This window comes from Flavobacterium noncentrifugens, assembly GCF_900100375.1.
Lineage (GTDB): Bacteria > Bacteroidota > Bacteroidia > Flavobacteriales > Flavobacteriaceae > Flavobacterium > Flavobacterium noncentrifugens.
The window spans coordinates 1-2,859 of the sequence record NZ_FNEZ01000008.1 but is presented as its reverse complement, the minus strand read 5'-3'; the positions used below and the strand labels follow the sequence as shown (position 1 = coordinate 2,859).

The 2,859-nt window shown below is 43.1% G+C and carries 2 protein-coding genes; both read left to right on the top strand.

Annotated features, from left to right (window positions below):
* Nucleotides 1-885 (top strand): T9SS type B sorting domain-containing protein (locus BLS32_RS17310; protein ID WP_175453166.1); only part of this gene is annotated, 885 nt, incomplete at its 5' end.
* 157 nt (nucleotides 886-1,042) lie between these two features.
* The coding region (locus BLS32_RS17305; protein WP_139171805.1) for a lamin tail domain-containing protein at nucleotides 1,043-2,859 on the top strand (1,817 nt) is incomplete at its 3' end.

The following is a 2,859-nucleotide window of genomic DNA, read 5'->3' as shown; positions in this document are numbered from 1 at the left end:
CCGAATTTTACCACGCCAATTTCCATTTGTACCGGAGCAATTGCACCAGTTTTAAATACAACGTCACCAAATGGCATTTCAGGAACCTGGACGCCATCGGCAATCAATAATACTGCAAGTGGCGATTATCGGTTTGTTCCGAATGCCGGGCAATGTGCTTCGGATTTTGTTTTGCATGTAAATGTTGGCAACAGCATGATACCTGATTTTCCATCTGTACTTTCTATTTGCAATGCATCAAATCTTCCGGTTTTGAATCCGGTTTCACCAAATGGCATTGCGGGTAGCTGGAATCCGGCAGTCATTAATCCGAATATTGATTCTTATATTTTTACGCCAAATCCCGGACAATGCGCACAAATCCATACGCTGAACATCAATTGGGAAACTCTTTTGGTAACAATTAAAAAAGGCTGCGTTGGCCAAAATTACATGCTTGAAGCTATGGGTTCTTCCTCGCATCACTATGAATGGAAAGACGAACAGGGCAGGATTGTCTCTACTTCAGCAATCCTCAATGTAACCGATTTATTGTCGGATGTAACACAAACTATATTTCCTATAACTTACGAATTGACTGCGACACAGAATGGCTGCTCGGTTTCCCAACACGAAACCGTTGACGAAATTTTCTGCAGCATCCCAAGAGGAATTTCGCCAAACAATGACAACAAAAATGACACTTTTGATTTAACCGGATTGGGAGTTAAAGAGCTTACGGTGTTCAATAGATACGGAACCAAAGTATACCATGCCATCAATTATAAAAACGAATGGAACGGATCCTCGAAGAATGGCGACTTATTGCCCGACGGTGTATATTATTATGTAATCGATACTGTGTCTTCCGAGCATTTGACAGGCTGGGTGTATATTAATAAATAACATTTTCGATACTAAAATTTAATATTTGGCAATAAAATCAGTTCGTTGGTAACTATTTCTTAAATATTTGATAAATAAAATCGCATCATAAGGAAACAGTTGGAAGGTAATTTTGTACTCTGGAAATGACTTTTACTTTACCAATTTTTTATTCCCTATGCATTTGAAAACCAATACCCTGATCAGAAAAACCTGCATTTATTTATTTGTTTTTAGCTTGTTAATCACTGGGCAGCTGGCCAATGCACAAATCTATTCCCATAGTTTCGGAACTACAACTATCAGCACACATCCTTATACCATTGCCCCGGATATTCTTGATTCTCATTTGCAAAATTCTTCGTGGAGCAACAGCGTGTCGGCATGGACAAGTACCACCGGAGCAACAGGAGAAGCCATCAGGATCACAACGGCTGCTACAGCAACAATCACGCTTAATTTTGCGGTAACAACTGGCTTTAAAGCTGATATCACCGCATTTGATTTTTGGCGCCTTCGAAGCAATCTAGGGCCACAAAACTGGACGATGGCAATTAATGGGACCATCGTAGGCAGCGGAACCACCGGGACTGCCGGTGCCGCTTTGGGAAATACACCAGTCAGTACTCCGGTGACAGGGCTTACAGGAACAGTAACCGTCACAATTACCATAAGCAACAGCGCAGGAAATGGTACTTTCAGGCTCGATGATTTTAAACTTTTTGGAACGGTAACATCCAATTGTACAGCAGCAACGATCAGTTCGTTTGCACCACTTTCAGGTCCACAAAACACTTTAGTCACGATTAACGGAAGCGGATTCCAGGCTGGGGGCGGAACAACCGCCGTGCGTTTTAACGGGCTTGCAGCAAGCGGATTTACAGTCATTTCTGATGCTAAAATCGAAGCCTATCTTCCAGCTGGGAATGCTTCAGGAAATGTCAGTGTGGTTACCAATGGCTGCGAGGGATTTTCCCCGGCTGCATTTACAGTAATTAAAACAACCACTGCAAATAATTATTCAAGTGACATCTATATTTCAGAATTGTATGATGCACAGGCCGGTGATGGCGGTGTGATTGAAATTTACAATGGTACGGCAACAACGGTCAATTTGTCGGGCTATACAATTACAAGAGCTGGTGATGTTGGAGGCCCGGTAAATTATACTATAAACCTTTCTGGAACGATTCCTCCCGGCGGTGTTTATTTGATCGGAATTGGAACCGGTGTTATTCCGTGTGGATGGACGGCAAGCCAGGGACAGCATTATTCCACCGGATTCAATGCCAATGATGAATTTATGTTGTACCACAGCGGTACTTTAATTGATAATATACAAACGCCTAATAATGTAGGTTATTCACTTATTCGAAACCCGAATGCTATAGCGCCAAAAACTGCTTTCAACGGCAATGACTGGAACCAGAATTCTTCAAATACGGAAAGTTGTACAGATATTGGTGTGCATCATGTTACCCCGGTAACGGTACCGGTGGTCACATCGCCAACAAGCAAAAGTGCCTGTGAATCCAAAAATGTGTCTTTTACGGCACCGCTCAGCAATCCCGCAGGCTATTCTTTCCAGTGGAAAGTATTGAATGCGGCAGGCAGCTGGGTCAATGTTCTGAATGTTGCGCCCTATTCGAATGTTACTACGAATACGCTGACGATCAATCCCGTTCCGGCAAATTTTAATGCCAACCAATATTACTGCCAAATGACATCCGGCGGAAATATCCTCGTAAGCAATGCATCACAACTTACTGTAACACCGGCTTTGATTGCCGATTTCCCTACGCCTTTAAACATTTGCAGTGGCGATGCAATCACAATTGGAAACACTTCTCCAAACGGAGTTGCCGGAACTTGGTCATCTGCATTTAGCAATACAGTTGGGGCAACTTATACTTTTACCCCGAATGCCGGGCAATGTGCCGTCGGGCAGACTTTGACCATCACTATCACACCTCCAAAGGTTGCCAACTTCCCAAC